Here is a 24,626-nt window from a genome sequence, read left to right as displayed (position 1 = left end):
GGTCGTCGTGAACAGCAAGCGCATCGTCGTGGTCGGGTCGGCCAACCAGGATTACCTGCTGCGGGTGCCCAAGGCGCCCGGCCCGGGGGAGACCACGATCGCCACCGGCCTCACCAAGCAGCCGGGCGGCAAAGGCGCCAACCAGGCGGTTGCGGCAGCCCGCCTCGGCGGCGACGTGCACTTCGTCGGGGCCGTGGGCCGCGACGACGACGGCGCGACCATCCTGCGCAATCTCTCGACCGACGGCGTCTCGATCGACGACGTCCGCATCATCGACCAGCAGCCCACCGGCCTCGCCCTCATCTGGGTCGAGGCGGCCGGCGAGAACAGCATCACCGTCGTGTCGGGCGCCAACGCCACGGTCACGGCCGAGCGGGCGTCGAGCGCCGTGACGCGGCTCGCCGGCCAGGGCTCGATCGTCGTCGTGCAGGGCGAGCTGCCCCGCGACGTCGTCGAGACGACCGTGCGCGCGGCGACCGGGGTCGGAGCTCGCGTCATCCTCAACCTCGCCCCCTTCCTCGAGGTCGACGCGGCCGCGCTCGCCGCGGCCGACCCGCTGGTGCTCAACGAGACCGAAGCCGGCCAGCTGCTGGGGGTGCCGGTGCCCGACGCCTCCGCCGTGCTCGCAGTGCGTGACCGCCTTTTGGCGATCGCGCCCTCGGTCGTCGTGACTCTCGGCGGCGAGGGCGCCGTCTGGGGTGCTCGCGGCGACGACGGCCCGGCAGGAGGCCACGTCCCGGCCGAGAAGGTCGCCACGGTCGTCGACACCACCGGCGCCGGCGATGCCTTCGTCGGCGCCTTGGCCTACGCGCTCGCAGGCTCTGCCGCCCTGGCCGACGCCGTCCGCCTCGGGGCCCGCGCCGGCAGTTTCGCGATCACGGGCGTCGGGGCCCAGAAGTCGTACGCCCGCGCATCCGATCGGGGCCTCGCGGCCGGGGCCGCCTCGTGAGGCGCCTGCGCTGGGGCATCCTCGGGGCCGGCGGCATCGCCGAGACGTTCACGCGCGACCTCGTGGGTGCGCGAGCCCAGGGAGCTGCGCTCGACGTCATGGCCGTCGGCGCGCGCGACCAGGTGCGCTCGCAGGAGTTCGCCGACCGGTTCGGCATCCCGCATGCCCACGACAGCTACGAGGCGCTCGTGGCCGACCCAGACGTCGACGCCGTCTACGTCGCGACCCCGCACGTCTTCCACCGCGAGCAGGCGCTGCTCGCCATCGCCGCCGGCAAACACGTGCTCGTCGAGAAGCCGTTCACGGTGAACGCCGCCGAGGCCCGCGAAGTGTTCGCCGCGGCAGAGGCCGCCTCGGTCGTGGCGCTCGACGCGATGTGGACGCGGTTCGTGCCGCAGAACGTGCGGCTCCGCGGCATCCTGCGCTCCGGGGTCATCGGCGAGCTGCGCCTCTTCACGGGCACGCACGCCCAGGCGCTGCCCACCGACCCGCGGCACCGCATCAACGATCCCGCTCTCGGCGGAGGCGCGCTGCTCGACCTCGGCGTGTATCCGGTGGCGTTCGCGCACGACGTGCTCGGCGCACCGACCGCGATCGTCGCCCAGGCCCGGCTCTCATCGCAGGGCGTCGACGCCTCGATCGGGTCGGTGATGCAGCACGGCGACGCCCAGTCGCTGCTCTTCAGCGCCCTCGACCTCGCGGCCTCCAACACCGGCAGGATCGACGGCACCACGGGGCGCATCGAGATCGACTCGCCGTTCTTCGTGCCCGGCGGCTTCACCGTGTACGACTCGTCGGGCACCGTCGTCGAGCGCTACGACGCCGACGAGAAGGGCCTGCGGGGCATGCAGCACCAGGCCTTCGAGATGGCGCGCCTCGTCGACGAGGGCTGGACGGACGACGCGCCGCTGACGCCCGGCGACACGATCGCGATCATGGAGACGATGGACGAGATGCGGCGCCAGGCCGGTGTCGTGTACGAGGCCGATTCGCGGGTGGTCTGACATTCGAGCCGCCCCCGGTCGTCCACAGGCCCGAACGGGTGGGATGGACTCGGGGCTCGAGTTTCGTAAGATGATCGCGATGACTTCTGACGACGAGACCCCGGCCACCGGTGCTCTCGGCCGCGCCGGTGCGTGGATCCGCGGCCACCAGCGCGCTTCGCTGATCACGGGCGGGGCTCTCGCGGTCGTGCTCTTCGGCGGCGGCGCGCTCGCGGCGGGGGCGGCCACTGCGCCCGGTTCGTCAACGGCGCCTGTCGCGCCCGGTGCTCCGGTCTCTTCGGCGCCGTCGACCGCTTCGTCGCCGACCCCGAAGCCCACCCCGACGGCCGCGGCGCGCCCCGTGCCCTCGGCCATTCCGGGGGCCACCGCCCTCCGCACCTGCTCGGTCGCGGCGGCCGCCGCGCAGCCCGCCCTCGGCTCGTTCGAGGGCACTGTCGTCAACGCCACGACGGGCCAGACCCTGTTCGACCGCAACGGCGGCACCCCCGCCCGCACGGGCAGTGTGATGAAGACCCTGACGTCGGCCGTCGCGCTCTCGGTGCTCGGCCCCGACTACCGCTTCACCACGACCGTCGCGGGGCCGACCACCGGCGGCACGATCAGCCTCGTCGGCGGCGGTGACCCGACGCTCAGCGCGACGCCGGTCGGCGCCGAGAGCGTCTATCAGGGCGCCCCGAAGCTCGCCACGCTCGCAGCGGCGGTCAAAGCCAAGCTCGGGTCGAACAAGATCACGACCATCAACCTCGACTCGTCGATGTGGAACAACGCCGACTCCTACGACCCCAGCTGGCCGGCCACCGAGCGCACCGAGGGGTACCAGCCGCTGATCGTGCCGCTCATGGTCGACGGCGACCGCGCCAACCCGGCAGCCCAGGACAGCCCGCGCAGCACCGACCCCGTCGGCCGAGCGGGTTCGGCCTTCCAGGCCGCTCTCGCAGCCGCCGGGGTGCAGGGCGCATCGACGGCGAAGATCACTCGCGTCACGAACACCGACAAGACCGTTCTCGCCACCGTGCAGTCGCAGCCGATCAAGACCCTCATCGCCCAGATGATTCCCGTCAGCGACAACACGCTCGCCGAGATGATGGCACGCGTGTCGTCACTCAAATCAGGGTCCGACGGCTCGGCCAAGTCGCTCACCGCCGTCTACAAGAGCGTCCTGTCCAAGACGTACGGCCTCGACACGTCGAAGCTCACGATCATCGACGGCTCGGGCGAGAGCCTCAACGACGGCGTGCCGTCGAGCTTCGAAGCCGCGCTGATGATCCAGGTGCTGAACCGCAACGCCAACCTCGGCATCCTCTACGAGGCACTGCCGATCTCGGGCCAGACCGGCACCCTCGCCACCCGCTTCACCGGGGCGAACGCCATCGCCCGCGGCGCCGTGCACGCCAAGACCGGTTGGATCGCCAGCGCGTACACGCTCGGGGGCGTCATCTATGCCAAAGACGGCACGAAGCTCACGTTCGCCTTCTACGCGATCGGCAACGTGTCCGCTGCGGCCATGCCCGCGCTCGACACTCTGACCACCGCCGTCTACTCGTGCGGGGCGAACCTCTCGAACAACTGAGGCCGGCTCTGCGTCCGCCCCGGCCTTACCATTTCGGCACGTTCTGACCGTCCTGCCCGAGCGGCCGGGCCGAAAAGGTGAGGCTCGGGGCTCCAGGCGGCCTCGGGGTGCGGCTGGCAGAATCGAGCCATGACCCGTGGCCTGCTGATCGTCGACGTGCAGAACGACTTCACCGAGGGCGGCGCGCTCGGCGTCGACGGCGGGGCCGCCATCGCCTCGGGTGTCACGTCGCTTCTGCAGGCATCGGCTGGCACGTACGCGCTTGTGATGGCGTCGCGCGACTGGCACGCCCAGACAGGCGACAACGGCGGGCACTTCGCGACCATGTCGGATCCTGACTACGTCACGTCGTGGCCCGTGCATTGCGTCGAGGGCACGCCGGGGGCCGCGTACCACCCCGCACTCGCGGTCGATGCGATCGACGTCAACGTCAAGAAAGGCCACGGCGAGCCCGCCTACTCACTGTTCGAGGGCCTGACCGACGACGGGCGGACTCCGGCGGATGCTTTGAGAACGGCCGGCATCGACGAGGTCGACGTCGTCGGCATCGCGACCGACCACTGCGTGCGGGCCACCGCTCTCGACGCCGTGCACGGCGGCCTCCGGGTACGGGTGCTCTCCGATCTGGTCGCCGGCGTCTCGCCCGAGGCCAGCGCGACGGCACTCGACGAGCTGCGTGCCGCCGGCGTTCGCGTCGAGCCGAGCGACCCCGCCTGAGCCGGGCCGTCGCCCGTCGTCGGCCCCGACTCCGGTCGCTCTCGTGCAAAACGGGCGGTTTAGACGTTCCGTTCTGGCCGAAATCGACCGGACTTGCCCAGCGGATGGCGGTTCGGCCCGGCAGCCGCCTTCGCGCCACGTTTGCGTCGTCGCGCCACGTCCAACCGGGGCGCGGTGCCCGAAACGTGGTTCGGCGAAGCGGCACGGCCGTGGCTGGACGGGCCGCCGGGCGACCGACTCGACCCGCGCACTGCGGCAGCTACACGAGCAGCTGGTGCTTCGCCAGATCCTTGTACAGCGGCGTCGACACGACCAGCTCGGAGTGCGTGCCGACACCGACCACCTGGCCGCCTTCGAGCACCACGATCTGGTCGGAGTCGACCACGGTCGAGAGGCGGTGCGCGATCACGATGAGGGTGCGGTTCTCGGCCACGGCGTCGATGGCCTCGCGGAGGCGCTGCTCGTTGATACCGTCGAGCGACGACGTCGACTCGTCGAGCAGCAGGATCGGCGGGGCGGCCAGCAGGGTGCGCGCGATCGCGAGCCGCTGCTTCTCACCGCCCGAGAGCAGCACGCCGTCTTCGCCGACCTGGGTGTCGAGGCCGTGGGCGCCGCGCTCGACCACGGCAGTGAGGTTGACCGCCTCGAGTACGTGACGGCAGTCGTCGTCGGTGGAGTCGGGGCTCGAGAGCACGAGGTTGTCGCGAATCGTGCCGGCCAGCACGGGGGCGTCCTGCTCGACGTAGCCGATCTGCGCCCGCAGCTCGGCGCGGTCCAGGGCGCGGATGTCGGTGCCGCCGATGCTGACGACGCCGGAGTCGGCGTCGTAGAAACGCTCGATGAGCGCCAGGATCGTCGACTTGCCGGCCCCCGAGGGGCCGACGAGGGCGGTGCGCTGCCCGCGCCGCGCGGTGAAGCTGACGCCCCGCAGCACGGTGAGGTCGGCAGTGTCTTCGCGGGCCTTCAGCGCCTCGGCGTCGAGCGGCGACAGATTCCAGCTGTCGACGGGGGGTGCCGCCGGGTAGGCGAACGCCACGTCGTCGAAGCGGATCATCGCGTCGGCGACATCGTCTTCGGCAGCCGATGCGAGCGCAGGATCCGACGCTCGGGCCGGCGACGACGACTCGCCCGGCGAGGGGGCACCGCCCTGCGAGGGGGCACCGGCAGACGAGGCCGCACCGGCGGTCGTGGTGGCACTGGCGGTCGTGGTGGCACTGGCGAGCCGCCCGGCGATCTCGGCATCCGCAGCGGTCTCGCCCGGCAGCCCGATGATCTCCTCGATGCGCCCGAGGGCGCCGAGCGCGGAGTTGACACTGGTCACGGCGCCGAACGCGCTGCCGAGCGGCATGATCATGAGGAACAAGAAGAGGATGAACGAGACGAGCTGCGCGATGGTGTCGGCGCCGCTGGCGACGCGGAAGCCGCCGACGCCGAGCACGACGAGGAACGACACCTGCATCGCGACGCTGGCGATCGGCACGACGACGGCCGAGGCGCTGGCGACCTCGAGGCCGCGGTCGTAGGCGCCTTCGGAGTCGACGTCGATCGCCCGGATCTCGCGCTCGGTGGCACCCGATGCGCGCACCGTGCGGATGGACGAGATGGCACGCTCGACGGCCGCGGTGAGGTCGCCGACCTTGCGCTGCGCGCGCTGGCTGGCGACCCGGATCCTGCGCGACAGGCTGACGACGACGACGACCGAGATGGCGACGACGAGCACGGTCAGGCCGAGCAGCACCGGGTCGATGATCGCCATGCCGACGATGGCGCCGACGAAGGTGAGCGAGCCGCCGATCGCGTCGACGAGGCCCTGGGTGAGGACGGCTCGCAGCAGCGTGGTGTCCGAGCCGACGCGCGACACGAGGTCGCCGGTGCGGCGCGAGTCGAACTCGTGGATGGGCAGGTGCAGCATCCGCGAGACCAGGCGGCGTCGGCTCGAGAGCACCACGGCCTCGCCCGTGCGCTGCAGCAGGTAGTGCTGGAAGCCGCTGAGGAGGCCCGAGATGATCACCAGGGCGACCAGGGCGACGACGATCATGCCGAGCGGCTTGTTCTTCTGCACGAGGCCGATCACCTGGCTGACGAGCAGCGGCTGGGCGAGCGACGCGGCGGCGCCGAGGATGCTGAGGGCGATGATGACGACGAGCATCTTCTTGTGCTCGAAGAGGTACGGCAGCAGCTGGGTGAACTTCGCGCGCGGCCCTTCGGGGATGGGGCGGCCGTTCTTGTCGAGGCGGGGAGGGCGCTGCCGCTTGGCGCGACCCGCGCGACCCCGACAAGTACGCCCCGAGCGCCCGGCGCCGCCTTTCCCGCCTGCGCCACCAAGCCCGTCGGCAGACGCGCCGGGGCCGCCAGAAGAACCGGGATCGGAGGGGGCCGGCCGGGTTGTGGTGTCGGAGCTCATGGACGCCTTTCGAGTCGCGTGACAGCGATTTTACGCGCGCTCGACGACGCCCTCGAACGCCTGTGGAGAACAGGCGCCGAGGGCGTGGGTGAGGTGCGGGCGAACCCGCTAGTTCAGGTTGCTCGAGTAGTCGACGTCGCGGGTCTCGCGGCTCAGGATCAGCGCCACCAGAGTGATCACGGCCATGGCCGAGAGGTAGAGCCCGACCTGCCAGGTGCTGCCGTGGGCGGCCTGCCACAGGGCGACCGCGATGAACGGAGCGACCGCGGCGCCGAGGATGCTCGAGAAGTTGTAGCTGATGGCCGAGCCGGTGTAGCGGACGTTCGCCGGGAAGAGCTCGGGCAGCACGGCGCCCATCGGCCCGAAGGTCAGCCCCATCAGGATGAAGCCGATGATCAGCAGCCCCTGCGCACCGGCGAACCCGGCGCTGAAGAGCGGCGCGAACAGGAATCCGAAGACCAGGATCCCGGCGGTCACCGCGATCAGCAGTCGCCGGCGCCCGAAACGCTCGGCCAGCGGCCCCGACACGAGTGTGAAGATGCCGAAGAACGCCACGCCCACGATCAGCATCAGCAGGAAGTTCTCGCGCGTGTAGCCGAGGCCCGGCACGAAGGCGGAGGCGGCGAACGGCTTCCCTGCGGCCTTCGCGGCGGCTGCAGCGGACTTCGCCGACGAGGCGGTCGTGCCGTAGGTCAGCGTGAACGTGGTCATCAGGTAGAACAGCGTGTAGGTCGCCAGCATGATGAACGTACCGAGGATCAGCTGGCGCCACGAGGTGCGGAAGACGCGCCCGAGCGGCAGCTTCGACACGTTGCCGGTCTCGACGACCTTGGTGAACGCGGGCGTCTCGACCAGCTTGAAGCGGGCGTAGAGCCCGATGATCACGAGCACGGCGCTGCCGAGGAAGGGGATGCGCCAGCCCCACGCGGCGAACGACGCCGTCGACATGGTCACGTTGAGGATCAGGAAGAGACCGTTGGCGATCATGAACCCGATCGGGGCGCCCAGCTGCGGGAAGGTGCCGTAGATCGCACGCTTCTTGGCGGGGGCGTTCTCGGTCGCGAGCAGTGCCGCGCCCGACCACTCGCCGCCGAGGCCGAAGCCCTGGGCGAAGCGGAGGATGACCAGCAGGGTCGGCGCGAGCGTGTGCCATCCTGACGTCGTCGCCCCCGGCAGGACGCCGATCAGCACGGTCGCGATGCCCATGGTGAGGAGCGACGCGATCAGCGTGTTCTTGCGGCCGATGCGGTCGCCGAAGTGGCCGAAGACGATCGAGCCGATGGGGCGGGCGACGAAGGCGACACCGAACACCGCGAACGAGGCGAGGAGAGCGACGGTCGGGTCGGAGTTCGCGAAGAAGAGCGTCGGGAAGACGAGGACGGCGGCCGTCGCGTACGCGTAGAAGTCGTAGAACTCGATCGAGGTGCCGATGAGGCTCGCGACGATCACGCGAGCTCTCGAGTTGACGGGGGCCGGGTTGGTCGACGGCGGGGCCGTCACGGTGCTGGCTGACATGAGAGGGGGTCTCCGGACAAAGGCGCTCGACGCCTGCCGACAGAAGCCGGGCGGGTGGAGCAGATGCTGGGGGAGACGCGAACGGGAGACGGCGCACGGTGATGCGGAGGACTCCCGCGCATCATCGCCACCGGGAAGTGGGCGATCGTTTGTGACGACCTGTCGACTATGTTACAGCAACATTTCGGCTCGCCCGACAGCTGTCGTGAACGAGCCTTGAGAACGCACTACGCGACAGGGTCGTACCCGGTGTCGAGGTGGCCGGGCAGCCGGTGGCCCATGCGGTCGCGCTTGGTGTCGAGGTACGACTCGTTGAACGCGCCGACGCCGACCACGAGGGGCACCATCTCGGTCACCTCGATGTCGTGCGCGGTGAGCTGATCCTGCTTGTCGGGGTTGTTGCTGAGCAGCCGGATCGACGCGATGCCGAGATCCCGCAGGATGTCGGCGGCCGCGCCGTACTCTCGGCTGTCGGCCGGCAGACCCAGGGCGAGGTTCGCGTCGAGGGTGTCGAGCCCCTCCTCCTGCAGCTTGTAGGCACGCAGCTTGTTGATCAGGCCGATGCCGCGGCCCTCGTGGCCGCGCAGGTAGATGACGACGCCACCGTGGTTGTGGATCGTATCGAGCGCGGCGTCGAGCTGCGGCCCGCACTCGCACTTGAGCGACCCGAAGGCCTCGCCGGTGAGGCACTCCGAGTGGACGCGGACGAGGGTGCCGTCGACGGGGTCGCCCGCGACGATCGCGATGTGGTCGGCCCCGGTGTCGAGGTCGCGGTAGGCGCGCATACGGAAGGTGCCGTGGGTGGTGGGGACGGTGGTCTCCACCTCGAAGGTGACTTGCGGGCGCACGGCTGGGGTGTCGGTCATGAGGAGCTCCCGCTCTGATTGCGGGCGACGATCGCGAGATCGTCACCGAGGGGGGTGACGGCGGTCACGCGCAGGCGGCGTGCTTCGTCGAGTGTCTCGACCCCGATGTCGCCGAGGGCGAGTCGTGATCCGCCCACCAGGGTCGGGGCGAGGTAGATCAAATAGTCGTCGACGAGACCGCGGCGGATGAACTCGGAGGCGATGGTAGGCCCGCCCTCCACGAACACACTCCGGATCTCTCGGGCGAACAGATCGGCGAGCACGGCGCTGAGGTCGCGCGTTCGCTCTTCGATCAGCGGGTGCGGGTGCTGCAGGATGCGAGACCCTTCGGGCACTGCGCGTTCGCCCACGACCACAGGCACCGGCTGGTCGGCGAGCAGCTCTCCGCCGTCGCCCCGCGCCGTCAGAGACGGGTCGTCGGCAAGGAGAGTGCCCGTGCCCACGAGGATGGCGTCGTGCGCGGCTCGCTGCTCGTGCACGTGCTGGCGCGCGGCGGCACCCGTGATCCACTGGCTGGTGCCGTCGTCGGCCGCGGCACGGCCGTCGAGCGTCGACGCCCACTTGACCGTGACGAACGGGCGCTGCAACCGAGCGGCGACGAGCCAGCGGCGCATGAACTCCTCGACCTCGTCGGCCAGCAGGCCCTCCTCGACGGGGATGCCGGCGTCGCGCAGGCGCTCTTTGCCGCCCCCGGAGTGCTCGCCCGGGTCTTCGACCGAGAAGACCACGCGCCCGATCCCGGCTTCGACGAGGGCTTCGCTGCACGGGCCCGTCCGGCCCCAGTGGTTGCACGGCTCGAGGGTGACGACGGCGGTGAGCCCGGCGGCCTCGCCCGGGGCGAGGTGCGACAGGGCGTCGACCTCGGCGTGGGCGGTGCCGGCGCCGCGGTGCCAGCCCTCGGCCACGACCTCGCCGTGGGCGTCGAGCAGCACGCAGCCGACCCGCGCGTGCGGGCCGCGGGCGGGGCCGTTGGCAGCGAGGGTGAGTGCCCGGCGCATGGCGTGCTGCAGCTGCGCGGAAGCGGGGGCTGCGGTCGTGCTCACGGAGGCCTCAATCGGGGTGAGAAGGGAGTTTCGGGTTCGTCGGCGTCTGACGAGAATCTCGAGAAGCATCGTCGCTTCTTCGACCATAACCAACGCGGGCACCAGGGCAGTATTCCGCGCGACTGGCGAAATGAACTTCTTACATGGCGTGACGTGACGACCCCTCGGTCGGCCAGTTCGGTTTGGGCTCGCGATCGTCGTCGCGGCCGAGACGACCCTTCCAGCAGGCAGGATGCCCTCGGTCGCGGTCGGGCTGCAGCCCCGGCCCGGTGCCGGTGTAGGTGAATCCGGCGCGACGGGCGACTCCGGCCGAGCCGAGGTTGCCGACATACCCCTCCCACAGCACGTCGTCGAGACCCTCGTCGAACGCCCAGTCGGCCACGAGACGCACCGCCTCGGTCGTGAGGCCGAGCCCGCGGACATCGGGCGCGGCCCAGAAGCCGATGTCGTGGTGCATCAGGCGGATGCTGATGACGCCGACCAGCAGGCCGGCTCCGGGCAGGCGGAGCCCCCAGGTGTACTCGCGGCCCGTCGTCCAACCCGCTCGACGACCTGCGAGACGAAGAACTGGGCGTCCTGGAAGGTGTACGGCACGGGCACGGTCGTGTACTTCTGCACTTCGGCGTCTTGGCACGCGTCGTAGATCGCGCCGATGTCGGCTGTGCGGGGCGCCTCGAGACGCAGGCGGTCGGACTCGAGCGCGAAGGGCTTCATGGCAGGATCCGGGCTCGCCCGGTCAGACTCGCGCCCTGCGCACGAAGCCGATGCGGTCGTAGACCGTGTCGAGGGTCTGCTGGGCGATCGCGTCGGCGCGGTCGGCGTTGGACGAGAGCACCCGGTCGAGCTCGGCCGGGTCGGCGAGCAGCTCGAGCGTGCGCTCGCGCACCGGCGTGAAGACCTCGACCACGGCCTCGGCCACATCCTTCTTGAGGTCGCCGTAGCCGCGGCCCGCGTACTGCTCTTCGAGAGCCGGGATCGTCGAGCCCGAGAAAGCCGACAGGATCGTGAGGAGGTTCGAGACGCCCGCCTTCTCACCGCGGTCGAAACGGATCTCGCGCTCGGTGTCGGTGACGGCGCTCTTGATCTTCTTCGCCGTCTTCGAAGGCTCGTCGAGCATCCACACGATTCCCGCGTCGGTCGCGGCCGACTTGCTCATCTTCGACTCCGGGTTCTGGAGGTCGTAGATGCGGGCGGTCTCTTTCTGGATCATCGCCTCGGGGATGCGGAACGTCTCGCCGAACCGCGAGTTGAACCGGTTGGCGAGGTCGCGGGTCAGCTCGATGTGCTGTCGCTGGTCGTCGCCGACGGGCACGACGCTGGTGTCGTAGAGCAGGATGTCGGCGGCCATGAGCATGGGGTAGGTGAAGAGCCCGACCGAGGCCGACTCGGCGCCCTGCTTGGCCGACTTGTCTTTGAACTGGGTCATCCGGCTGGCCTCGCCGAAACCGGTGATGGTGTTGAGCACCCAGGCGAGCTCGGCGTGGGCCGGCACCTGCGACTGGATGAACAGGATCGACTGCGATGGGTCGATGCCCGACGCGATGTACTGCGCGGCTGTGCGGCGGGTCTGCTCGCGCAGGTGTGCGGGATCCTGGGGCGAAGTGATCGCGTGCATGTCGACGACGCAGAACAGGGCTTCGTGGTCGGCCTGCAGCTGCTTCCACTGCTGGATCGCGCCGATGTAGTTGCCGGCGTGGAGGGAGTCGGCGGACGGCTGGATGCCCGAGAAGAGGCGGGGGAGGGTCATTGCGAGTCCTTGGAGCTAGGAGCGAGGAGAAGTCGGGAGTGCAGACATGCGGACATGTCGTTCGACGAGCACTAGATGTCGTAGTCGACGACCACGGGAGTGTGGTCGGACCATCGCTTGTCGTACGACTCGGCCCGGTCGACCGCATAGTGCTTCACCTTCGCTGCCAGAGCCGGGGTGGCCATCTGGTAGTCGATGCGCCAGCCGGTGTCGTTGTCGAAAGCGGCGCCGCGCCACGACCACCAGGTGTACGGCCCCTCGACGTCGCCTGCGGCCTGGCGACCCACGTCGACCCACCCGAGGCCCTTGCCGCTCGAGCCGTCGACTCCCTCGACCTTCTTGCCCGCGGGGCCGAAGAAGCGGTCGAAGTAGGCGCGCTCGCGCGGGAGAAAACCGGCGCGCTTGACGTTGCCCTTCCAGTTCTTGATGTCGAGCGGGGTGTGCCCGACGTTGAGGTCGCCGACGACGACGGCGAGCTCGTTGTGCTTCTCGAGCTGGGGGAGGCGCTTCGACATGGCGTCGAGGAACTTCCACTTCTCGTCCTGCTTGGGGTTGTCGGCCTCGCCCGAGTGCACGTAGGTGCTGACGACGGTCACGATGGTGCCGTTGACGTCGTAGTCGGCTTCGAGCCAGCGCCCGGCGCTGTCGAACGACTTGGGGCCGAGATCGATGCGGTGGATCTCGGCCTTCTTGCGGCTCGCAAGAGCGACGCCGGCTCGACCCTTGGCCGTCGCCTCGTCGTGCACCACGTTCCACTCGGGCCCGAGCAGGCCCTGGATGTCGTCCGTCGACGCGCGGACCTCTTGGATCGCCAGGATGTCGACGTCTCGGCCCTCGAGCCACGGCCCCATGCCCTTGCGGAAGGCGGCGCGGATGCCGTTGGTGTTGATGGTGGCCAGGCGGAGACGAGAACCCATGGCTGAGAGCCTACCGACCACCCCTGACGTCGGTGCGCGCCGCGGGGCTACGCGGCGTCGTGGTCGGTCGAGAGGAAGTCGACGAGCGAGTCGGCGGTCGTCTCGGCGTCCTCGCCTGAAACCGTGAGGGTGACCTCGTCGCCGGTGTTGACGCCGAGGCCGAGGAGGCCGAGGATGCTCGACGCGTTGACGGTCTTGTCGCCCTTGGCGATGGTCACGGCCTGGCCGGAGGCGGTCACGGTCTGCACGAACAGCGAGGCGGGGCGGGCGTGGAGGCCCGACGACGAGGCGACGGTGACGGTGCGGGTGACTTCAGGCATGGTGCGGCTCCTTGATTGGTGGTGCGGTGGGACGGTGCGGTGGTGGAAGGGATCGAGAGGTGGGCTCAGACGCGTCCGGGCCAGAAGACCTCCGTGCCGGCCCCCTCGACCTCGCGCACGAGATCGAGGTTGACCGCGGGGTCGGTGATGATCGTATCGATCGCGGCGATCGGGGCGACGCGGCCGAACTCCTCGCGGCCGAACTTCGTGTGGTCGGCCAGGAGGACAGAGCGCCGCGCGGCCTTGATCAGAGCGGACTTCACTGCGGCCTCGGCGATGTTGTGCGTGGTGAGGCCGCGCTCGGGTGTGATGCCTCCGACGCTGAGGAAGGCCGCGTCGACCGAGACCATGCCGACGAGCTGGTGCGTCCAGGTGCCGACGCCCGCGAGCGAGTCGCGGCGGATGGACCCCCCGAGCAGGTGCAGGTCGATGCCCGGCCGATTCGCGACGGCCATCGCGACGGGCAGCGAGTGGGTGACGACGGTCAGGCCGCGGTCGGTCGGCAGCATCTGGGCCAGCAGGATCGTCGAGGTGCCGGCGTCGATGATGATCGACCCGTTCTCGGGGATCTCGTCGAGCGCGGCCTGGGCGATGACCATCTTCTCGGCGGTGTTGATGCCGCCGCGGTCGCCGACGCCGGGGTGGAAGGTCATCCGCTCGACCGGAATGGCACCGCCGTGGGCACGGCGCACGAGGCCGCGTCGCTCGAGGCTGGTGAGGTCGCGGCGGATTGTTTCGGGGGTGACGGCGAGCAGCTCGGCGAGGTCTTTGACGTCGACGCGCCCGTGTTGCCTGGCCTCTTCGACGATACGAAGGTGGCGTTCTGGAGCGTACATCGGTCCTCATCAATGAGAAGTGGGCATTTTGGAGCCTCGATCGAGGCAAGCAGGCATAAACAAATGTCTGTTGGTGCATTTTTAGCTCTGAATTTGTTTGTTTGTCAATTCAGATAGATGTATGGTCTTCCCAGCGCACGCGCAGTGTGCACGCTTCACAGCGATGGACGACTTGAGATGAAGGAGTCTCGGATGCCAGAACTTCACGGTGTCGGAGTAGGACGAGGGACCGTCACGGGCCCCGTCCTCCGCATGGCCGACCCGCTCGGAGAGCCGGACGCGACCCCGCTCACGGGCGACGCGGCCACGGCCAAGGCCTCCGTCGGCGAAGCACTCGCCGCCGTCGCCGCCGATCTCGGCAAGCGCGGCGCAGCAGCCGGCGGAGACGCTCAGGCCGTTCTCGAGGCCCAGGCGCTGATGGCGCAGGACCCGTCGATCCTCGACGACGTGCACCGTCAGATCGACGAGGGCACCAACCCCGAGCGCGCCGTCTTCACCGCGTTCAAGTCGTTCCAGGACATCTTGGCGGGTATGGGCGGCTACATGGGCGAGCGGGCCGCCGACCTCGGCGACGTGGCGCAGCGCATCATCGCCCAGCTCCGCGGTGTGCACGCCCCGGGTGTGCCCGAGAGCGACACCCCCTTCATCCTGGTGGCCCACGACCTGGCCCCCGCCGACACCGCTCTGCTCGACCTCGAGAAGGTGCTGGCCCTCGTGACGCGCGATGGCGGCCCGACGTCGCACACGGCGATCCTGGCCCGTGCCAAGGGCATCACCGCCATCGTCGGCGTCGTCGAGGCCGACTCTCTCGACGACGGCGCCGTCGTGATCGTCGACGCTGCGGCCGGAGTGGTCGTGACCGACCCGAGCGCCGACCAGGTCGCCGAGGCCGAGCGCAAGCAGGCCGAGCGCCTCGCCGCGGTCAACGCCCCGATCACCGCCGGCGCCCTCGCCGACGGCACCGCGGTGCCGCTGCTGGCCAACCTCGGCTCGCCGAAGGACGCCGCGAACGCCGTCGAGCTGGGCGCCGAGGGCGTCGGCCTCTTCCGCACCGAGTTCCTCTTCCTCGACTCGCCCTACGCCCCCGACATCGCCGCGCAGAAGGCGTCCTACGTCGCTCTCCTCGAGGCGTTCCCGGGCAAGAAAGTCGTCGTGCGCGCGCTCGACGCCGGTGCCGACAAGCCCCTGCCCTTCCTCACGGACCAGGGCGAAGAGAACCCGGCCCTCGGGCGACGCGGGCTGCGTGCCCTGCGTCACCACCCCGAGATCCTGCGCGACCAGCTGACAGCCCTCGTTGAGGCGGACGCCGAGACCGACGCCGACCTCTGGGTCATGGCGCCGATGGTGGCCGACCTCGAAGAGACGCAGTACTTCGTCGACCTGGCCCGCTCGCTCGGCATCAAGACCGCCGGTGTCATGGCCGAGGTGCCGTCGGTCGCCCTCATGGCCGAGCAGGTGCTGGGCGCCGCCGACTTCGTCTCGATCGGCACCAACGATCTGACGCAGTACACGATGGCCGCCGACCGCATGCTCGGCAGCGTCGCGAGCTACCAGGATCCGTGGCACCCCGCCGTCCTGCGCCTCGTCGCCCAGCTCGGCTCGGCCGGAGCCGCCGTTCACAAGGGCGTCGGCATCTGCGGCGAGGCGGCGTCCGATCCGATGCTGGCCGTCGTGCTGGTCGGCCTCGGCGCGACCACGCTCTCCATGACTCCCGCCGCTCTCGCTGACGTCCGGGCCGAGCTCAAAAACCACACGCTCGACCAGGCCAAGTCCCTCGCAGCGGCTGCCCTCGCGGCGCCGTCGGCTGCGGGCGCTCGCGAGGCCGTGTCGCAGCTCGTCTCAGCGCTGTGACCTCCACGATCCCCCTCCCCACCAACACCTCCTCCCTTCCGACAGAAAGAAAGAACCGATCATGACAACGACGTCTGCAGACGCCCCGGCACGCCAGCGCGGCTCCGGCCGGGTTCAGGTTCAGAAGTTCGGCGCCTTCCTCGCCGGCATGGTGATGCCGAACATCGCGATCTTCATCGCGTGGGGCATCATCACCGCCATCTTCATCCCCACCGGTTGGCACCCCGTCGCCATCCTCGGCGGCGACAAGGCCGGAACCCCCGGGGTCGGCGTGGTCTCACCGATCCTCACGTACCTGATCCCGCTGGCGATCGCCATCCAGGGCGGCCGCATGATCTACGACATCCGCGGTGCTGTCGTCGGCTCGATCTTCACGATGGGCGTGATCCTCGGCTCCGACACGACGATGATCCTCGGCGCCATGATCTGCGGCCCGCTGGGCGCGTACCTGGTGAAGCAGATGGACCGTCTCTGGGACGGCAAGATCAAGCCCGGATTCGAGATGCTGGTCAACAACTACTCGGCCGGCATCCTCGGCTTCGGGTTGTTCCTGGCGGGCTTCTTCTGGCTGTCGAAGCTCGTCTCGCTGGTCGAGAACGGCCTCGGTGACGCGGTCAAGGCACTCGTCAACGCGCACCTCCTGCCCCTCGCGAGCATCTTCATCGAGCCGGCCAAGGTCTTCTTCCTCAACAACGCGATCAACCACGGCATCCTCGACCAGCTCGGTGCTCAGCAGGTGCAGCAGTCGGGCAAGTCGATCCTGTTCCTGCTCGAGGCCAACCCCGGCCCCGGTCTCGGCATCCTGCTCGCCTTCACCTTCTTCGGCGTCGGCGCGGCTCGCTCCACCGCCCCCGGTGCGATCATCATCCAGTTCATCGGCGGCATCCACGAGATCTACTTCCCGTTCGTGCTGCAGAAGCCGATCCTGTTCATCGCCGTGATCCTCGGCGGTGCGACCGGTGTCGGCACCAACGTCGCCTTCAACTCGGGTCTCGTCGCGCCAGCGTCTCCGGGGTCGATCATCGCGGTCCTCGGCGAGACCGCGAAGGACAGCTACGTCGGCGTCATCCTGTCGGTCGTCCTCTCGGCTGCGGTGTCGGGCGTCGTCGCCTCGCTGTTCCTGATTGCGACTCGCAAGCGCGACCTCGCCAACGCGGACGCCGGCGACATGAGCGCCGCCTTCGCCAAGATGCAGGCGTCCAAGGGCCGCGACGCCAACGCCGCGACCGCGGGCCTCTTCGCCGGTGCCTCGGTGAACGGTGCGACCGAGGAAGAAGACGAAGCCACCTTCGGCGGCGTCGGCAGCGCATCGGCGCCCGGCTCGACCACCACCGCGACTCGCGTCGAGAACATCGTCTTCGCCTGCGACGCCGGTATGGGCTCGTCGGCGATGGGTGCGAGCGTCCTCCGCAACAAGATCAAGAAGGCCGGCATCGAGGGGGTTACGGTGGTCAACAAGGCCATCGCGAACCTCTCGGGTGACGAAGATCTGATCATCACGCAGCAGCAGCTGACCGACCGCGCGAAGACCATGAACCCGGGCGCCCAGCACGTCTCGGTCGACAACTTCATGAACGCCCCGCAGTACGACCAGGTCGTCGAGCAGCTGCAGGCGCAGAAGTAACGAACCACCACTACGAGTAGGAAGAACCGCCGATGACGAACCCCGTCCTCCAGAAGAGCTACATCAAGGCCGAAGGAACCGCCACCACCAAGCTGGAGGCGATGCGAGAGGCCTTCGAGATCCTTCTGGAGGCGGGGGCCGTCACGGCCGACTACCTGCCCGCCATGCTCGAGCGCGAGAAGACCGTGTCGACGTACATGGGCAATTTCCTCGCCATCCCGCACGGCACGAACGAGGCGAAGGGCGCGATCCTGGCGTCCGCCCTCTCGTTCGTCCGCTACGCCGACCCGATCGACTGGGACGGCAACCCCGTCCACTTCGTCGTCGGCATCGCCGGCATCGAGAACGAGCACCTCGAGATCCTGTCGAAGATCGCCATCATCTTCTCCGACGACGACCAGGTGCAGGCCCTCCGCGACGCCGCCGGCCAGGACGACATCTATAAGCAGCTCGAAGAGGTCAACGAGTGACCGACGCTTCGTCGAAGATCGCCGTCCACTTCGGGGCCGGCAACATCGGTCGCGGCTTCGTCGGGCTGCTGCTGCACGAGGCCGGCTACGAGGTCGTCTTCTCGGACGTCAACGCCGAACTGATCGACTCTCTTGCGGCCGCCACCTCCTACACGGTGCACGAGGTCGGTGCCGGGGCGCAGGATCACGAGGTCACGCGCTTCAGCGCCCTCAACTCCGCCGCCGACCCGGAGGCCGTCGTGGCAGCCGTGGCGTCGGCCGCCGTGGTCACGTGCGCGGTCGGCCCGAACGTGCTGCGCTTCATCGCCCCCGCCATCGCCCAGGGGCTCCAGGCGCGCGACGCTTCGCTTCCGCCGGTCGCGGTCATGGCCTGCGAGAACGCCATCAACGCGACCGACCGCCTCGAGGAGTTCATCGTTGCGGCCCTACCCGGGGCGCTTCGGACGAGGCCCTCGCCAGAGCGGTTTTCGCCAACACCGCCGTCGACCGCATCGTGCCGGCGCAAGAGCCCGGCCAGGGCCTCGACGTGACCGTCGAGACCTACTACGAGTGGGCGATCGACCGTACGCCGTTCGGCGGCTCCGAGCCGACGATCCCCGGGGTGCACTGGGTCGACGGCCTCGAGCCCTCGATCGAGCGCAAGCTCTTCACGGTCAACACCGGTCACGCGACCACCGCGTACTTCGGCTTCATCGAGGGCGCCGACAAGATCTCGGACGCGATCGCCCTGCCCGCCGTTCGCACGGCCGTCGAAGCGGTGCTCGCCGAGACGAGCGCGTACCTCATCGCCAAGCACGAGCTCGACGCACAGGATCACGCCGACTACGTCGCCCGCATCATCTCGCGCTTCGAGAACCCCCACCTGCCCGACACCGTGACGCGTGTCGGCCGCCAGCCGCTGCGCAAGCTGTCGCGCGACGAGCGCTTCGTGTCGCCCGCCGCCGCGATCGCCTCACAGGGCACCGAGCCCGTCGCCCTGCTGAACGCCATGGGCGCGGCGCTCCGCTTCGACGTGCCCGACGACGAGCAGTCGGTCGAGCTGCAGGCGATGCTCGGCGACGCCTCCCTCGACGACACCACCGTCGCGACGACGATCACGGGGCTCGACGCGGGGCACCCGCTCGTCGAGCCGTTCACCGCGCGCGTCTCGGCAGCGCGGGAGTAGCCCCGCCACTCTCCGCGATTCGTGGCAGGGCAGCGGCTTTCGCCGGTGCCCTGCGCTGCTTCGTGCGGGTGCGAGTGGCCGGGGCTCGTCAGGCGCGAATCGGAGGTGCCGCGAGATGGCCCGTCCGACGGCGGTGGCCGGTTGCCGCGGTAGGACGGGCCATCTCGCGGAGGGCTTTGGCGCGAGATCGCACTTCAGCCGGGCGGGCTCGCGCGCGGCCGGCCGAACTGCGATCTCGCGCGGGCGCGGGCGCGGGCGCGGGCGCGGGCGCGGGCCCGGCCGCGAGTGCACGGCGTTCGTCGCCTGCGGGCGGCCAACGCGGCGGCCGGGCGGCGTCAGGCGGCGGCGGCGCGGAGGCGCTGACGCACCAGGTCGCCGAGGGTGCCGTAGACCCCGGCCTCGACGGCGAGCAGCGCCGGCGACGAGGTCTGCCGCGCGTCGAGCAGCGTCGCACCGGGGTCGAGTTCGTCGGCCGCGGGCACGGGCCGGAGAAGATGCCGGGCGACGGCTTCGGCGTGCAGCGCGAGCAGCGTGGCGAGGGGGTGCGACTCGAGCGTTTCGGCCACCACGGCCGTGAGTACCAGGCGGCCGAGGTCGTCCGCCTGCTGCCTGTCGAGACGAGCCGTGGCATCCTTCGCGCCTGCGGCCTGCCACTCGGCCAGCGCCGCCGCGACGTGCGCGTCGATGCTCGCGATCACGCCGTGCCAGCATGGGACGTCGGTGAGGCGCAGGGTGGGGTCGCGTTCGATCTCGGCGTCCATGGCGGGCCTCTCGTCAGGCGTGGAACGGACGCCCCGGTCTCGGGCCCAGGGCTTGCTGTGAGCTTACTGAGTCTCGTGGCAACCTGCGCCGTCGACATCGCGATGCGTTCTACTGGATGTGCGCTCGACCGGATCAGACCGTTCGAGAGTTCAATGGCCGGGTGGGCACTCCGATACGGCATCCCCTGATCGACGAGATCACAGAACGCGTCGCCCTGGTCGAGAGCCGGGCACGCGTAATTCGGTTGAGCCCCGCTCTGGCCGACCTGTTGGCACGCCCCGTCGCGCTCGGCCGCACTCTCGTGCTGCTCACCCCCGAGTCGTCCCGGGTGACGATCGGCCTGCGCAGCGCTCTCGTGGCTGCTCGCGCCGTGTGGGCCGTGGTGACCGCCGACGGCTACCGCGACGGCATCACGGGCATCGACCACCACACCCTCGACGAGGCGGCCGCCGGCCATGCACCCGACATCGAACCGAGCGCCGACTTCGACGGGCTGCCCCCCTCCATCTCGGCCGCCTCGGAGGTCACGACCCAGTTGAGCGTCGACGTGACCCTGCTGCATCGCGCCACGCACGACACCCTGCTCGGCGGTGCCGTCGAGTCGATCAGCGCTGCGATCGGCGGCTACCGACCACTGGCGTGGGGTTTGAGCGAACCTCTCGAGAAGAGCTGGGACCGCTGGGTCTTGACGCAGGATGCGAGGCACCGCGCGCCCGACCCCACCCGAATCATCGTCGAGGGTGAGCACGTCTCGGCGGCCGTCACCACTCGCGTCACCGACCGCGGCCTCGAAGAGACCGTCGCCCTGACCGCCGACGTGCCCGGCGGGCGCGCGGGGCTCGATGCGGCGATCGAACGCCTGCGTGCCGCTCTGGGTGACCTCACCCGCACGTCTCTGCCGACTTTCGCGCTCGTGCTCGCCCGCGAGGGCGAGGCCGACCGCAGCTTCCGGCCCGTGACCTACCCGCCGCCCAACCCGGTCGTGCTGCTGATCGGCGCACCCTCCGTGCGTCGGCTCGATCTCGGCGAGAACACGTTCGCCCCGTCGCAGGATGTCGACGTCGTCGGTCGGCCGACCCTCCCCGCGTTCTTGCTTCCGCTCGGCAGTGCGGATCGTTCGGGCTGGGAGGCCCTCCACGACGCCCTCGACTCGGTCGGCTCGGAGCGCCTCACGACCCTCGTCGACGAGCCGCTGCTCGACGCGTGGGAGGGCGACCTGCACGAGGACATCGACCGGCACGGAGACCCGCACCCGCACGACCACCCTGACACCGGCGGCGACGCCAGTGAGCGTCTGGACTACCGCGACGATCGTGACGGTCTCGACGACGGGGGAGACGCCTGATGCCCCGCGAGATCACGATCCTGTCGCAGACCCCGCACGACCTCTACGCGCTCGCCGAGGCCGCGGAGGGCATCGCAGGGACGGGAGAGGTGCGAGAGATCGAAGGGGGCACCGCCGTGCAGGTGCTGACGGCAGCGGGGAGCGACCTGCTCACTGTGTACGCACCCCGCATCCTGCGCACCGGCGGCGAGGTCGCGCGGCTGCTGCCGGACGCGCCCGCGGTCGAGCTGCCCGTGTACTGGAGCGATGCGTTCGCGCCGTGGGGGGATGCGGGGGAGGCGGGCGTCTCGATTGCGTTGCGCCTCGCGCTAGCCGTCGACGCGACCTGCGTCGTCGAGGACTGATCCAACGCACAACACCCCCGACTTCGGCCATGGTCCTCGCGCCGCGGCGCGGGGACCTCGTCCGAAAACGGGGGTGTGACGAAGAGCTAGAGGCTACGGGCGGCCGCGGAGCACGGCAGCCTTGACCTCGGCGATCGCCTGCGTGACCTGGATGCCACGAGGGCACGCCTCGGTGCAGTTGAAGGTGGTGCGGCAGCGCCACACGCCCTCTTTGTCGTTGAGGATGTCGAGACGAACCTTGGCCTCTTCGTCGCGCGAGTCGAAGATGAAGCGGTGCGCGTTGACGATCGCAGCGGGGCCGAAGTACTGGCCGTCCGTCCAGAAGACGGGGCACGACGAGGTGCACGCGGCGCAGAGGATGCACTTCGTGGTGTCGTCGAAGCGCGCGCGCTGCTCGTCCGACTGGAGGCGCTCTTTATCCGGCTTGGACGACGACTGCAGGAAGGGCTGGATCTCGCGGTACGACGCGAAGAACGGGTCCATGTCGACGACGAGGTCCTTCTCGAGGGGCAGACCCTTGATCGCCTCGACGTAGACCGGCTTCGAGATGTCGAGGTCTTTCATCAGTGTCTTGCAGGCGAGGCGGTTGCGCCCGTTGATGCGCATCGCGTCCGAACCGCAGACGCCGTGGGCACAGGATCGACGGAACGTCAGCGAGCCGTCCTGCTCCCACTTGATCTGGTGCAGAGCGTCGAGGACGCGGTCGGTCGGCAGCATCTCGACCTGGAACTCCTGCCAGCGCGGCTCGTCGTCGACGTCGGGGTCGAAGCGGCGGATCGACAGCGTGGCGGTGAACTTGGTGATGGCGGCGTCGGCTTCCGGCGCCTTCTCGAGGACTGCGTTGCTCATCTCAGTACTTCCGTTCCATCGGCTGGTAGTTCGTGATGACGACAGGTTTGGTGTCGAGCTTGATGTGGTCGCCGGCGTCGGCGGAGTGCGCGTCGCCGGTGAGGTAGGCCATCGTGTGCACCAGCCAGTTCTCGTCATCGCGCGTCGGGAAGTCTTCGCGGAAGTGGCCGCCGCGGCTCTCGGTGCGGGTGCGCGCCGAGTAGACGACGACCTCGGCCAGGTCGAGGAGGAACCCCAGCTCGATCGCTTCGAGGAGGTCGGTGTTGAAGCGCTTGCCCTTGTCTTGCACCGAGATGTTGAGGTAGCGCTCGCGCAGCTCCTGGATCTTGTCGGTGACGAGGTTGAGCGTCTCTTCGGTGCGGAAGACCTGGGCGTTGTCGTCCATCGACTCCTGCAACTCGCGGCGCAGGGTCGCGATGCGCTCGGTGCCGGTCGCGGTACGGACCTGCTCGATGAGGCCCTGCACGAAAGCTGCGGAGTCGTCGGGCAGCGGCACGAAGTCGGCCGTCTTGACGTACTCGACAGCGTTGTTGCCGGCGCGCTTGCCGAAGACGTTGATGTCGAGCAGCGAGTTGGTGCCGAGGCGGTTCGAGCCGTGCACGCTCACGCAGGCGCACTCGCCGGCGGCGTAGAGGCCGGGCACGGGCGTGATGTTGTCGCGCAGCACCTCGGCCTTGACGTTGGTGGGGATGCCGCCCATCGCGTAGTGCGCGGTCGGCAGGATCGGCACCGGCTCGGTGTACGGCTCGACGCCCAGATAGGTGCGCGCGAACTCGGTGATGTCGGGGAGCTTGGCGTCGATCACCTCGGGGGAGAGGTGGGTGATGTCGAGGTAGACGTAGTCTTTGTTCGGGCCCGCGCCTCGACCTTCGCGGATCTCGGTCCGGATGCAGCGGGCGACGATGTCACGCGGAGCGAGGTCTTTGATGGTCGGGGCGTAGCGCTCCATGAACCGCTCGCCCTCGCTGTTGCGGAGGATGGCGCCCTCGCCGCGAGCGGCCTCCGACAGCAGGATGCCGAGACCCGCGAGCCCTGTCGGGTGGAACTGGAAGAACTCCATGTCTTCGAGCGGCAGGCCCTTTCGCCACACGATGCCGACGCCGTCGCCGGTGAGGGTGTGCGCGTTCGACGTGGTCTTGTAGATCTTGCCGAAGCCACCGGTCGCGAAGATGACGGCCTTGCCCTGGAAGACGTGCAGCTCGCCGGTCGCGAGCTCGTAGGCCACGACGCCCGCCGGGCGCGAGACGCCGTCGACCTCGGCCATGATCAGGTCGAGCACGTAGAACTCGTTGAAGAAGTTGATGCCGAACTTGACGCAGTTCTGATAGAGCGTCTGCAGGATCATGTGGCCGGTGCGGTCGGCCGCGTAGCAGGCGCGACGCACGGGCGACTTGCCGTGCTCGGAGGTATGGCCGCCGAAACGACGCTGGTCGATCTTGCCCTCGGGGGTGCGGTTGAACGGCAGACCCATGTTCTCGAGATCGAGGACGGCGTCGATGGCCTCTTTGGCGAGGATCTCGGCGGCGTCCTGGTCGACGAGGTAGTCGCCGCCCTTGACGGTGTCGAAGGTGTGCCACTCCCAGTTGTCTTCCTCGACGTTGGCGAGAGCGGCGGCCATGCCTCCCTGCGCGGCACCCGTGTGCGAGCGCGTCGGGTAGAGCTTGGAGATCACGGCGGTCGACGCGTGCGGGCCGGCTTCGATGGCGGCGCGCATGCCGGCGCCGCCGGCCCCGACGATCACGATGTCGTGCTGGTGATAGTGAACGCCGTTGACGGTCTTCGTCGGGGCGGTGGAGGAGTCGGGGATGTCTGTCACGAGAGCTTTCCGTTGCGTGATGGTGCGGAGTCGAGCGGGCGTGGAGCCGGTGCTAGTGGGTCGGGCAGAACGAGGCGACCTGCGAGGGGTTCGCGCCGGCGGGGCACGGGTTGAAGGTGGTGACGACGAGCGTGCCGAGCACGATCAGCACGACGCTCGAGACGAGCAGGGCGATGACCATGACGCGACGCAGCTTCTCGTTGCCGACGTAGTCGTTGACGATCGTGCGCATGCCGTTCGAGCCGTGGATCACGGCGAGCCAGAGCATGAGGGTGTCCCACACCTGCCAGAACGGGCTGGCCCACTTGCCGGCCACGAACGCGAAGTCGATGGCGCGGACGCCGCCCTGGTGGGCGATCAGGTTGGTGAACAGGTGGCCGAACACGAGCACGAGCAGCAGCACGCCGCTGCCGCGCATGTAGATCCAGCCCCATTTCTCCCAGTTGGTGCCGCGGCGCGGGGCGCGCTGCGAGCGGGGGGCTTCGACGCCCGTGAAGGTCTCAGTCGTCATG

Annotated in this window: 22 protein-coding genes and 2 pseudogenes; 10 read left to right on the top strand and 14 right to left on the bottom strand. The window is 69.6% G+C overall.

What is annotated here, in order from left to right; translation table 11 throughout:
- Positions 1-7: 7 nt before the first annotated feature.
- The 4 genes from AX769_RS18455 to AX769_RS18440 all read left to right on the top strand — a co-directional run bounded on the left by AX769_RS18455 (position 8) and on the right by AX769_RS18440 (position 4,240).
- Entirely contained in the window at positions 8-949 is a 942-nt protein-coding gene (locus AX769_RS18455; RefSeq protein ID WP_066282145.1) for a ribokinase, read from the top strand.
- Positions 946-1,953 carry a Gfo/Idh/MocA family protein gene (locus AX769_RS18450; protein ID WP_066282143.1) on the top strand — a complete coding sequence of 336 codons (1,008 nt, stop codon included), beginning with the start codon at positions 946-948 and terminating at the stop codon, positions 1,951-1,953. Before AX769_RS18455 ends, AX769_RS18450 begins: the two co-directional genes overlap by 4 nt.
- Positions 1,954-2,032: 79 nt before the next feature.
- Positions 2,033-3,523 (top strand): D-alanyl-D-alanine carboxypeptidase/D-alanyl-D-alanine-endopeptidase, encoded by a 1,491-nt coding sequence (locus AX769_RS18445; RefSeq protein WP_082764116.1) that lies wholly within the window; start codon positions 2,033-2,035, stop codon positions 3,521-3,523.
- A gap of 129 nt (positions 3,524-3,652) precedes the next feature.
- Positions 3,653-4,240 carry an isochorismatase family protein gene (locus AX769_RS18440; protein ID WP_066282140.1) on the top strand — a complete coding sequence of 196 codons (588 nt, stop codon included), beginning with the start codon at positions 3,653-3,655 and terminating at the stop codon, positions 4,238-4,240.
- A 259-nt stretch (positions 4,241-4,499) separates the two neighbouring features.
- Here AX769_RS18440 and AX769_RS18435 read toward each other — a convergent pair whose 3' ends face one another.
- From AX769_RS18435 to AX769_RS18390, 10 genes and pseudogenes are all read right to left on the bottom strand, one after another.
- The gene (locus AX769_RS18435) at positions 4,500-6,644 is read right to left on the bottom strand and encodes an ABC transporter ATP-binding protein (RefSeq protein ID WP_082763929.1); all 2,145 of its coding nucleotides are present in this window, start codon (positions 6,642-6,644) and stop codon (positions 4,500-4,502) included.
- A 108-nt stretch (positions 6,645-6,752) separates the two neighbouring features.
- Positions 6,753-8,159, bottom strand: a complete 1,407-nt coding sequence (locus AX769_RS18430) for an MFS transporter (RefSeq protein WP_066282139.1) — start codon at positions 8,157-8,159, stop codon at positions 6,753-6,755.
- 227 nt (positions 8,160-8,386) lie between these two features.
- Positions 8,387-8,998, bottom strand: a pseudogene (gene ribA, locus AX769_RS18425) (GTP cyclohydrolase II); the annotation flags it as partial.
- Positions 8,999-9,021: 23 nt separating this feature from the next.
- The gene (gene ribD, locus AX769_RS18420) at positions 9,022-10,023 is read right to left on the bottom strand and encodes a bifunctional diaminohydroxyphosphoribosylaminopyrimidine deaminase/5-amino-6-(5-phosphoribosylamino)uracil reductase RibD (RefSeq protein ID WP_082764115.1); all 1,002 of its coding nucleotides are present in this window, start codon (positions 10,021-10,023) and stop codon (positions 9,022-9,024) included.
- 184 nt (positions 10,024-10,207) lie between these two features.
- Complete coding sequence (locus AX769_RS23270; protein WP_369824106.1) at positions 10,208-10,552, bottom strand: GNAT family N-acetyltransferase; 345 nt, start codon at positions 10,550-10,552, stop codon at positions 10,208-10,210.
- Positions 10,525-10,782 (bottom strand): GNAT family N-acetyltransferase, encoded by a 258-nt coding sequence (locus AX769_RS25460; protein ID WP_066282134.1) that lies wholly within the window; start codon positions 10,780-10,782, stop codon positions 10,525-10,527. Before AX769_RS25460 ends, AX769_RS23270 begins: the two co-directional genes overlap by 28 nt.
- Positions 10,783-10,804: 22 nt before the next feature.
- Positions 10,805-11,815, bottom strand: a complete 1,011-nt coding sequence (gene trpS, locus AX769_RS18405; RefSeq protein ID WP_066282133.1) for a tryptophan--tRNA ligase — start codon at positions 11,813-11,815, stop codon at positions 10,805-10,807.
- A 71-nt stretch (positions 11,816-11,886) separates the two neighbouring features.
- Entirely contained in the window at positions 11,887-12,732 is an 846-nt protein-coding gene (locus tag AX769_RS18400; protein WP_066282131.1) for an exodeoxyribonuclease III, read from the bottom strand.
- Between the two features lie 47 nt (positions 12,733-12,779).
- Positions 12,780-13,052, bottom strand: coding sequence for an HPr family phosphocarrier protein (locus tag AX769_RS18395; protein WP_066282130.1), 273 nt, complete (start codon positions 13,050-13,052; stop codon positions 12,780-12,782).
- A 65-nt stretch (positions 13,053-13,117) separates the two neighbouring features.
- Positions 13,118-13,888, bottom strand: coding sequence for a DeoR/GlpR family DNA-binding transcription regulator (locus AX769_RS18390; protein ID WP_066282126.1), 771 nt, complete (start codon positions 13,886-13,888; stop codon positions 13,118-13,120).
- A gap of 192 nt (positions 13,889-14,080) precedes the next feature.
- On the opposite strand from AX769_RS18390, the gene ptsP reads away from it, so the two are divergent.
- The 4 genes and pseudogenes from ptsP (at position 14,081) to AX769_RS18370 (ending at position 18,998) form a co-directional block, all read left to right on the top strand.
- Positions 14,081-15,739 carry a phosphoenolpyruvate--protein phosphotransferase gene (gene ptsP, locus AX769_RS18385; protein ID WP_082763927.1) on the top strand — a complete coding sequence of 553 codons (1,659 nt, stop codon included), beginning with the start codon at positions 14,081-14,083 and terminating at the stop codon, positions 15,737-15,739.
- A 61-nt stretch (positions 15,740-15,800) separates the two neighbouring features.
- Positions 15,801-17,363: a PTS mannitol transporter subunit IICB gene (locus AX769_RS18380; protein WP_066282123.1), complete on the top strand. Its 1,563-nt coding sequence runs from the start codon at positions 15,801-15,803 to the stop codon at positions 17,361-17,363.
- A gap of 32 nt (positions 17,364-17,395) precedes the next feature.
- On the top strand, positions 17,396-17,833 hold the full coding sequence (locus AX769_RS18375; RefSeq protein ID WP_066282121.1) for a PTS sugar transporter subunit IIA: 438 nt from the start codon (positions 17,396-17,398) through the stop codon (positions 17,831-17,833).
- Between the two features lie 17 nt (positions 17,834-17,850).
- A pseudogene (locus tag AX769_RS18370) lies at positions 17,851-18,998 on the top strand (mannitol-1-phosphate 5-dehydrogenase).
- 335 nt (positions 18,999-19,333) lie between these two features.
- Here the strand turns inward: AX769_RS18370 and AX769_RS18365 are convergent.
- On the bottom strand, positions 19,334-19,759 hold the full coding sequence (locus tag AX769_RS18365) for a hypothetical protein (protein WP_066282119.1): 426 nt from the start codon (positions 19,757-19,759) through the stop codon (positions 19,334-19,336).
- A 161-nt stretch (positions 19,760-19,920) separates the two neighbouring features.
- Between AX769_RS18365 and AX769_RS18360 the strand changes: the two genes are divergently transcribed.
- Together AX769_RS18360 and AX769_RS18355 are read left to right on the top strand one after the other, a co-directional pair.
- On the top strand, positions 19,921-21,105 hold the full coding sequence (locus tag AX769_RS18360; protein ID WP_066282117.1) for a DUF6177 family protein: 1,185 nt from the start codon (positions 19,921-19,923) through the stop codon (positions 21,103-21,105).
- The gene (locus AX769_RS18355; RefSeq protein WP_066282116.1) at positions 21,105-21,449 is read left to right on the top strand and encodes a hypothetical protein; all 345 of its coding nucleotides are present in this window, start codon (positions 21,105-21,107) and stop codon (positions 21,447-21,449) included. The genes AX769_RS18360 and AX769_RS18355 overlap by 1 nt, the downstream gene beginning before the upstream one ends.
- Positions 21,450-21,542: 93 nt before the next feature.
- On the opposite strand, the gene AX769_RS18350 is transcribed toward AX769_RS18355, so the two are convergent.
- From AX769_RS18350 to AX769_RS18340, 3 genes are read right to left on the bottom strand one after another with little or no spacing between them, the layout of a single operon-like run.
- Positions 21,543-22,298: a succinate dehydrogenase iron-sulfur subunit gene (locus AX769_RS18350; protein WP_066282114.1), complete on the bottom strand. Its 756-nt coding sequence runs from the start codon at positions 22,296-22,298 to the stop codon at positions 21,543-21,545.
- 1 nt (position 22,299) lies between these two features.
- Positions 22,300-24,114: a succinate dehydrogenase flavoprotein subunit gene (sdhA, locus tag AX769_RS18345; RefSeq protein WP_239451850.1), complete on the bottom strand. Its 1,815-nt coding sequence runs from the start codon at positions 24,112-24,114 to the stop codon at positions 22,300-22,302.
- Between the two features lie 52 nt (positions 24,115-24,166).
- Positions 24,167-24,625: a succinate dehydrogenase hydrophobic membrane anchor subunit gene (locus AX769_RS18340; RefSeq protein WP_066282113.1), complete on the bottom strand. Its 459-nt coding sequence runs from the start codon at positions 24,623-24,625 to the stop codon at positions 24,167-24,169.
- Position 24,626: the final 1 nt, after the last annotated feature.

It is taken from the genome of Frondihabitans sp. PAMC 28766 (assembly GCF_001577365.1).
GTDB lineage: Bacteria > Actinomycetota > Actinomycetes > Actinomycetales > Microbacteriaceae > Frondihabitans.
This window is presented reverse-complemented; position numbering and strand designations above follow the sequence as displayed.

What these genes read in the sequence shown, in the direction of transcription:
- AX769_RS18375 (WP_066282121.1), top strand. Translation starts at nt 17,396, where the DNA reads ATGACGAACCCCGTCCTCCAGAAGAGCTACATCAAGGCCGAAGGAACC.
- ribD (WP_082764115.1), bottom strand. Translation starts at nt 10,023, where the DNA reads ATGCGCCGGGCACTCACCCTCGCTGCCAACGGCCCCGCCCGCGGCCCG.
- AX769_RS18430 (WP_066282139.1), bottom strand. Translation starts at nt 8,159, where the DNA reads ATGTCAGCCAGCACCGTGACGGCCCCGCCGTCGACCAACCCGGCCCCC.
- AX769_RS18380 (WP_066282123.1), top strand. Translation starts at nt 15,801, where the DNA reads ATGACAACGACGTCTGCAGACGCCCCGGCACGCCAGCGCGGCTCCGGC.
- AX769_RS18395 (WP_066282130.1), bottom strand. Translation starts at nt 13,052, where the DNA reads ATGCCTGAAGTCACCCGCACCGTCACCGTCGCCTCGTCGTCGGGCCTC.
- AX769_RS25460 (WP_066282134.1), bottom strand. Translation starts at nt 10,782, where the DNA reads ATGAAGCCCTTCGCGCTCGAGTCCGACCGCCTGCGTCTCGAGGCGCCC.
- AX769_RS18365 (WP_066282119.1), bottom strand. Translation starts at nt 19,759, where the DNA reads ATGGACGCCGAGATCGAACGCGACCCCACCCTGCGCCTCACCGACGTC.
- AX769_RS18400 (WP_066282131.1), bottom strand. Translation starts at nt 12,732, where the DNA reads ATGGGTTCTCGTCTCCGCCTGGCCACCATCAACACCAACGGCATCCGC.
- AX769_RS18440 (WP_066282140.1), top strand. Translation starts at nt 3,653, where the DNA reads ATGACCCGTGGCCTGCTGATCGTCGACGTGCAGAACGACTTCACCGAG.
- AX769_RS18390 (WP_066282126.1), bottom strand. Translation starts at nt 13,888, where the DNA reads ATGTACGCTCCAGAACGCCACCTTCGTATCGTCGAAGAGGCCAGGCAA.
- AX769_RS18355 (WP_066282116.1), top strand. Translation starts at nt 21,105, where the DNA reads ATGCCCCGCGAGATCACGATCCTGTCGCAGACCCCGCACGACCTCTAC.
- AX769_RS18350 (WP_066282114.1), bottom strand. Translation starts at nt 22,298, where the DNA reads ATGAGCAACGCAGTCCTCGAGAAGGCGCCGGAAGCCGACGCCGCCATC.
- AX769_RS18445 (WP_082764116.1), top strand. Translation starts at nt 2,033, where the DNA reads ATGACTTCTGACGACGAGACCCCGGCCACCGGTGCTCTCGGCCGCGCC.
- AX769_RS18435 (WP_082763929.1), bottom strand. Translation starts at nt 6,644, where the DNA reads ATGAGCTCCGACACCACAACCCGGCCGGCCCCCTCCGATCCCGGTTCT.
- ptsP (WP_082763927.1), top strand. Translation starts at nt 14,081, where the DNA reads ATGCCAGAACTTCACGGTGTCGGAGTAGGACGAGGGACCGTCACGGGC.
- trpS (WP_066282133.1), bottom strand. Translation starts at nt 11,815, where the DNA reads ATGACCCTCCCCCGCCTCTTCTCGGGCATCCAGCCGTCCGCCGACTCC.
- AX769_RS18340 (WP_066282113.1), bottom strand. Translation starts at nt 24,625, where the DNA reads ATGACGACTGAGACCTTCACGGGCGTCGAAGCCCCCCGCTCGCAGCGC.